Annotated in this window: 3 protein-coding genes, 1 tRNA gene and 2 rRNA genes (1 of these 6 cut by a window edge); 3 read left to right on the forward strand and 3 right to left on the reverse strand. The window is 64.7% G+C overall.

The annotated features are described in order from the left end of the window. Positions 1 to 3 precede the first annotated feature (3 nt). The 3 genes from PGN12_00245 (at position 4) to PGN12_00255 (ending at position 4,314) form a co-directional block, all read left to right on the forward strand. Positions 4 to 810 (forward strand): RNA methyltransferase, encoded by an 807-nt coding sequence (locus PGN12_00245; GenBank protein ID MEH3102324.1) that lies wholly within the window; start codon positions 4 to 6, stop codon positions 808 to 810. A 119-nt stretch (positions 811 to 929) separates the two neighbouring features. After that, positions 930 to 2,240, forward strand: a complete 1,311-nt coding sequence (locus PGN12_00250) for an amidohydrolase family protein (protein ID MEH3102325.1) — start codon at positions 930 to 932, stop codon at positions 2,238 to 2,240. A gap of 22 nt (positions 2,241 to 2,262) precedes the next feature. Further along, entirely contained in the window at positions 2,263 to 4,314 is a 2,052-nt protein-coding gene (locus PGN12_00255; GenBank protein MEH3102326.1) for a S9 family peptidase, read from the forward strand. Positions 4,315 to 4,566: 252 nt separating this feature from the next. On the opposite strand, the gene PGN12_00260 is transcribed toward PGN12_00255, so the two are convergent. The 3 genes from PGN12_00260 to PGN12_00270 all read right to left on the reverse strand — a co-directional run. Then, a tRNA-Met gene (locus tag PGN12_00260) sits at positions 4,567 to 4,643 on the reverse strand. A 47-nt stretch (positions 4,644 to 4,690) separates the two neighbouring features. Continuing rightward, a 5S ribosomal RNA gene (gene rrf, locus PGN12_00265) occupies positions 4,691 to 4,805 on the reverse strand. A gap of 125 nt (positions 4,806 to 4,930) precedes the next feature. Next, positions 4,931 to 6,461 (reverse strand): 23S ribosomal RNA (locus tag PGN12_00270) (it continues 1,248 nt past the right edge of the window).

Here is a 6,461-nt window from a genome sequence, read left to right on the forward strand (position 1 = left end):
CTTATGCCGCTGCTCATCGAGATCCACGACGAGGGCGATCTCCGGATCGAACCCTATCGCGACATTCGCGAACGCGATCTCGTCGGGCGCGCCGGGCTGTTCGTCGCCGAGGGCAAGGTCGTCGTCGAAAAACTGATCGGCAGTACGCTGTTTCGACCACGTTCGCTGCTCATCGCCGCCAAGCGGGTCGCAGCGCTCGGCACGCTGCTCGCCCGGCTACCGGATGACGTCCCCGTCTTCGTCGCCGACCAGAAGGTTCTCGATGCGATTGCCGGCTTTGCCATGCATCGCGGCATTCTGGCGATCGGCGCGCGATCGGAGATCACCGATGCCGACACGCTGCTCGCGCGGCTGAACGAAGACGACGACATCCTGCTGCTTTCCGGCATTGCCAACCACGACAATATCGGCGGCATCTTCCGCAACGCCGCGGCGTTCGGCGTGGCCGCCGTGCTGCTCGATACGGATTGTTGCGATCCGCTTTACCGCAAAGCGATTCGCGTGTCGGTCGGCGCCACGTTGCTCGTACCCTCGGCACGGCTCGGTCATGGCGAGGACGCGCTCGCGTTGCTTGATCGCCACGCCTTCGCGCCGGTGTCGCTCAGTCCCGCCGGCACGACACTGCTTGGCGACTGGCGTCCGGCGCGGCGCAACGCGATGCTGCTCGGCGCCGAAGGCCCCGGCCTTTCCCGCGAACTGATCGGACGGACGCACAGCCTGCGTATCGCGATGGCGGCAGACTTCGACTCGCTGAACGTCGCGACCACCTCTGGGATCGTCCTGCATCATCTGACGACGACAAAGGCCTGATCCGACGCGACATTCAATCGTCCTGTCGGCCGCATAGCCCGACCTCGGCGTGCTCCTGCAATCCGCTTGCCTTGATGCGGCTTGTCCGCGACGATGCGTGCAAACGGGGGAGCAGGGACATGTCGAAGGCTTTGATCGTCGGCCTTGCCGCTGCGGTGGCGGTGGCGGTGCCGGCAGTGGCGCAACAATCGCAGAACGCGCCGGTCTACATACAGGCGGGCGCCTTGCTCGATCGCCCCGGTCAGGCACCCCGTGGGGCGACGACGATCGTGGTGCGCGATGGCAGGGTCGCGGCGCTGCGCGACGGCTTCGTGGCTCCCGAGGCCGGCGCGCGCCTCGTGGACCTGCGCAACGCCTTCGTTCTGCCCGGGCTGGTCGACATGCATGTCCATCTGTGGGGGATCGGCGGCGATCCGATGAAGGCGCGGCTCGGCGCGCTGACCCGCGACCGCTTCGACGACGAGATGACCGCGGTCGCCAATGCCCGCACGACGCTCGACGCCGGTTTCACTTCGGTCCGCGATCTGGGCGGCGACCCGCGCGGCATCCGCGCGCTGCGCGACGCGATCGACGCCGGCATCGTCGAAGGGCCGACGATCACCAATGCCGGGGAGATGATCTCCGTCACCGGTGGGCATGGCGATGGCGGCAATGGACTGGCGGAGGAATTTGCCGATGCGGTGCACGCGCATGAGGTCAATTTGTGCGATGGCCCGGATGATTGCCGCCGCGCGGTTCGCGCGCAGGTCGGTTTGGGTGCGAAGGTCATCAAGTTCGCGGCGACCGGCGGTGTGCTGTCGAACGTCAGCGGCGGGCTCGGCCGCGCGATGACACCCGAGGAGATGCGTGCAATCATCGACACCGCGCATGCACTGGGCCGCAAGGTCGCCGCGCACAGCCATGCCGCGGAGGGCACGAAGGCGGCGCTGGAAGCGGGCGTCGATTCGATCGAGCACGGCACGTTCCTCGACGACGACACGATCCGGCTGTTCAAGGCCAAGGGCGCGTATCTGGTCCCGACCGAGATCGCGCCTGTCGCTGCGCTGGCGCAGGCGCGCGGTGGCGCGCTGCCCCCCGCCACGATCGCCAAGGCGGAACAGGCGGCCGCCGCAATGGCTGCGAACCACCGCCGCGCCTATGCCGCCGGGGTCAAGGTCGCCTTCGGCACCGATACCGGCGTGTCGAAACACGGCGACAATGCCACCGAATTCGCGCTGCTCGTGAAGAACGGACTGACGCCGGCACAGGCGATCGCCGCCGCGACGACCGGCGCCGCCGATCTGCTCGGCCGCGACGATATCGGAACGCTCGCGCCGGGCAAGACCGCCGACATCATCGCGGTGCGCGGGTCGCCGCTGGATGACGTGACACGGCTGGAGCACGTCGACTTCGTCATGCACCGCGGCACGATCGTGAAAACCGCCAACTAACAGCTATCCGGAAGGATCACCGTTGCGCCTGTCCCTTGCCCTCGCCTTGCTCGCCGCGGCACCCGTTTCCGCCGCACAGCAGCAGCCGAACGCTGCACCCGCCGACGCCCCGACCCGCGCCTTTACCGGCGGCGACCTGTTCGGCCTGTCGATCGCCGCCGATCCGCAAATCAGCCCTGACGGGCGCACGATCGTCTATGTCCGCCGCTCGGCCGATATCATGACCGACCGGATGCAATCCTCACTCTGGCTGATCGACGTCGCGAGCGGACGGCAGTCGCCGTTTGCGACGCAGGGATCGAGCCCGCGCTGGTCGCCCGACGGCACGCGGATCGCCTATGTCGCGGGCGATGGTGACGGGTCGCAGCTCTTCGTGCGCTGGCTCGCCAGCGGCGCCAGCGCGCGCGTTACCAGCTTCCCCGGCGATCCGCAGGCGCTGGCATGGTCACCGGATGGCACCCGCCTCGCCTATGTCGCGACCGTCGCAGGCGACGGGGCGACGCTGGGCAAGGCGCCGGCCAAGCCGGAGGGCGCGAAATGGGCGCCGCCGCTGACCGTCATCGACCGCGTGAACTATCGCAACGACGGCCCCGGCTACGTCAAACCCGGCCGCGACCACCTGTTCGTCGTCGCGGCCGATGGCGGCGCGGCGCGGCAGTTGACGTTCGGCGCGTTCGATGATGGCGGACCGCTGTCATGGACCCCGGACGGGCGCGAGATCGTCTTCGCCGCGATCCGCGGCCCGGAGGCCGAGCGGCAGGTCATGAATTCCGACGTGATCGCGGTCGACGTGAACAGCGGCGCCTTGCGGACGCTCACGACCCGCGACGGCCCCGATGCGCAGCCGCGCGTTGCGCCGGACGGCACGCGCGTTGCCTGGCTGGGGTTCGACGACAAGCGCCGCAGCTATGAAAATACGCAGCTTTACATCGGTGATCGCAACGCAGCGAACCCACGTTCACTGACCGCGCCGCTCGATCGGGGGATCGAGGACGCGATCTGGGCCGCCGACGGTCGGAGCCTGTACGCTAGCTACGACGATCGCGGGCAGCGTCGCATCGCGCGGATCGGGCTGGACGGGCGCGTCCAGCCGCTGATCGACAATGTCGAGGGCGGCGGGATCGATCGCCCCTATACCGGCGGCGACTTCTCGGTCGCGAAGAATGGGACGATCGCCTATACCGGCGGCGACGCGTCCGCCCCGGCCGACGTGTGGGTGTGCAGCGGCGGCAAGCCGCGCCGGCTGACGCAACTCAACGCGGTGATGACTGCGGCCAAGGCGCTCGCTCCGGTGCGCAAGATCGCGGTGAAGGCGCCTGACGGACGCGCGATCGACGCGTGGCTGGCGACGCCGCCTGGGCTCGCGCCGGGCACCCGCGCGCCGCTGATCCTCGAGATCCATGGCGGGCCGAACAGCGCTTATGGCCCCAGCTTCGCTACCGACGTGCAGCTCTATGCCGCTGCCGGCTATGCCGTACTATGGACCAACCCGCGCGGCTCGACCTCGTACGGTGCCGAATTCGCCAATCTGATCGACAAGAACTATCCGTCCGCCGATTATGACGATCTGATCGCGGCGGTCGATGCCGCGATCGCCGATGGCGCCGCCGATCCGGAGAATCTGTTCGTCACTGGCGGATCGGGCGGCGGGGTGCTGACCGCATGGATCGTCGGCAAGACCGATCGCTTCAAGGCGGCGGCGACGCAGAAGCCGGTCATCAACTGGATCAGCGAAGCGCTGACCATGGATGCGACGCTGTTCACATCGCGCTACTGGTTCTCCAAGCTGCCATGGGAAGATCCGATGAGCTATTGGAACCGGTCCCCGCTCAGCCTCGTCGGCAACGTGAAGACGCCGACGCTGGTGGTGGTCGGGAGCGAGGATTATCGCACGCCGGTCAGCGAGTCGGAGCAATATTACGCCGCGCTGCAAATCCGCGGCGTGCCGACGGCGCTGGTCAAAGTGCCCGGCGCCAGCCATGGCGGCTTCACCGCGCGTCCTTCGCAATCGGCGGCGAAGGCATCAGCGATCCTCGCATGGTTCGACCGCTATCGTAGCGGGCGCGCTCGATAGGCTGAGCCGGCGGTAGGCTAGCGCCTGTCGCGACACTTCGCCGATCAGACAGCCGTCACAAGGATGCGCGCGATGTCGGTGATCGGCAAGTCCGGCGTGCCGGCTTTCGGCCGCGCGACGATGTGTACGGGTAAGCCGTGCCGGCCTCGATACCGATGTTTGTGCCTGACGTGCCTGCCTCGATGGCACGGCGCCGGCGCGGCAACGCACGACAGCCCCGTCTCATGGGAGACGGGGCTGTCGTGGTATAGATGGTTGCGGGGACAGGATTTGAACCTGTGACCTTCAGGTTATGAGCCTGACGAGCTACCGGGCTGCTCCACCCCGCGCCGAGGTGAGTGAGTGAATGGGTTCATGGGATGTGCGAAGCTGCAATGCCTGGCGGCGACCTACTCTTCCATCGCTTGAGCGATAGTACCATTGGCGCAGAGGGGTTTCACGTCCGAGTTCGGGATGGGATCGGGTGGTTCACCGACGCTATGGCCACCAGGCAATGGAGCCTGCACATGTGTCTTCCCCGGCCGGGTAAGGCGGGGGAGACGGGTTCAAATCGATGCACTGTTATCTGGTTGAGGGTCGATCACCTGTTCCAACGCTGTTGTTGGGGGTGTGTGCTCTCAAGCGCGAATAGGACGATTAGTATCGGTTAGCTTCACGCGTTACCGCGCTTCCACATCCGATCTATCAAGGTCGTGGTCTTCGACCGTCCTGAGAAATCTTATCTCGAGGGAGGCTTCCCGCTTAGATGCTTTCAGCGGTTATCCCGTCCGTACATAGCTACCCTGCTGCGCCGTTGGCACGACGACAGGTACACCAGAGGTACGTTCAACCCGGTCCTCTCGTACTAGGGTCAACTCCTCTCAAATTTCGACGCCCACGGCAGATAGGGACCAAACTGTCTCGCGACGTTCTGAACCCAGCTCACGTACCACTTTAATTGGCGAACAGCCAAACCCTTGGGACCTGCTCCAGCCCCAGGATGTGATGAGCCGACATCGAGGTGCCAAACAACCCCGTCGATATGAGCTCTTGGGGGTTATCAGCCTGTTATCCCCGGCGTACCTTTTATCCGTTGAGCGATGGCCCTTCCACGAGGGACCACCGGATCACTATGACCGACTTTCGTCTCTGCTCGACTTGTCAGTCTCGCAGTCAGGCGGGCTTATGCCATTGCACTCTAACAGCCGGTTTCCAACCGGCCTGAGCCCACCTTCGCGCGCCTCCGTTACTCTTTAGGAGGCGACCGCCCCAGTCAAACTACCCGCCACAGAGGGTCCCTGATCCAGTTTCATGGATCGAGGTTAGACAATAGACAACAACAGGGTGGTATTTCACCTATGGCTCCACACCGGCTGGCGCCAATGCTTCAAAGCCTCCCACCTATGCTACACAGTTCTTGTCCACTGCCACTCTGAAGCTGCAGTAAAGGTGCACGGGGTCTTTCCGTCTAACCGCGGGTACTCCGCATCTTCACGGAGAATTCAATTTCGCTGAGCATGTCCTGGAGACAGTGGGGAAGTCGTTACGCCATTCGTGCAGGTCGGAACTTACCCGACAAGGAATTTCGCTACCTTAGGACCGTTATAGTTACGGCCGCCGTTTACCTGGGCTTCATTTCAGAGCTTGCACCCCTCCACTTAACCTTCAGGCACCGGGCAGGCGTCAGGCCCTATACGTCGTCTTGAAGCCGACTTAGCAGAGCCCTGTGTTTTTGCTAAACAGTCGCTACCCCCTGGCCTGTGCCCCCCATGAGAGCTTGCGCTGACATGGGGCCTCCTTCTTCCGAAGGTACGGAGGCAATTTGCCGAGTTCCTTCAGGACACTTCTCTCAAGCGCCTTGGTATACTCTACCAGACCACCTGTGTCGGTTTCGGGTACGGTCTATACGGTGGGGCTATTTCCCGGGACAGTTTCGAAGCCTGACCAATCCGTTAAGGTCAGACAACACACACCATCCGTCACACACCACCAGGCTGCGGAATATTAACCGCATTCCCATCGACTACCCCCTTCGGGCTCGTCTTAGGGGCCGGCTCACCCTGCGCGGATTAGCCTTGCGCAGGAACCCTTGGTCTTTCGGCGAGAGGGCATCTCACCCTCTTTATCGCTACTCATGTCTGCATTCGCACTTCCGATACCTCCACGAC

The organism is Sphingomonas phyllosphaerae (genome assembly GCA_036946405.1).
GTDB classification, from domain to species: domain Bacteria; phylum Pseudomonadota; class Alphaproteobacteria; order Sphingomonadales; family Sphingomonadaceae; genus Sphingomonas; species Sphingomonas phyllosphaerae_D.

What these genes read in the sequence shown, in the direction of transcription:
- PGN12_00245 (MEH3102324.1), top strand. Translation starts at nt 4, where the DNA reads ATGCCGCTGCTCATCGAGATCCACGACGAGGGCGATCTCCGGATCGAA.
- PGN12_00250 (MEH3102325.1), top strand. Translation starts at nt 930, where the DNA reads ATGTCGAAGGCTTTGATCGTCGGCCTTGCCGCTGCGGTGGCGGTGGCG.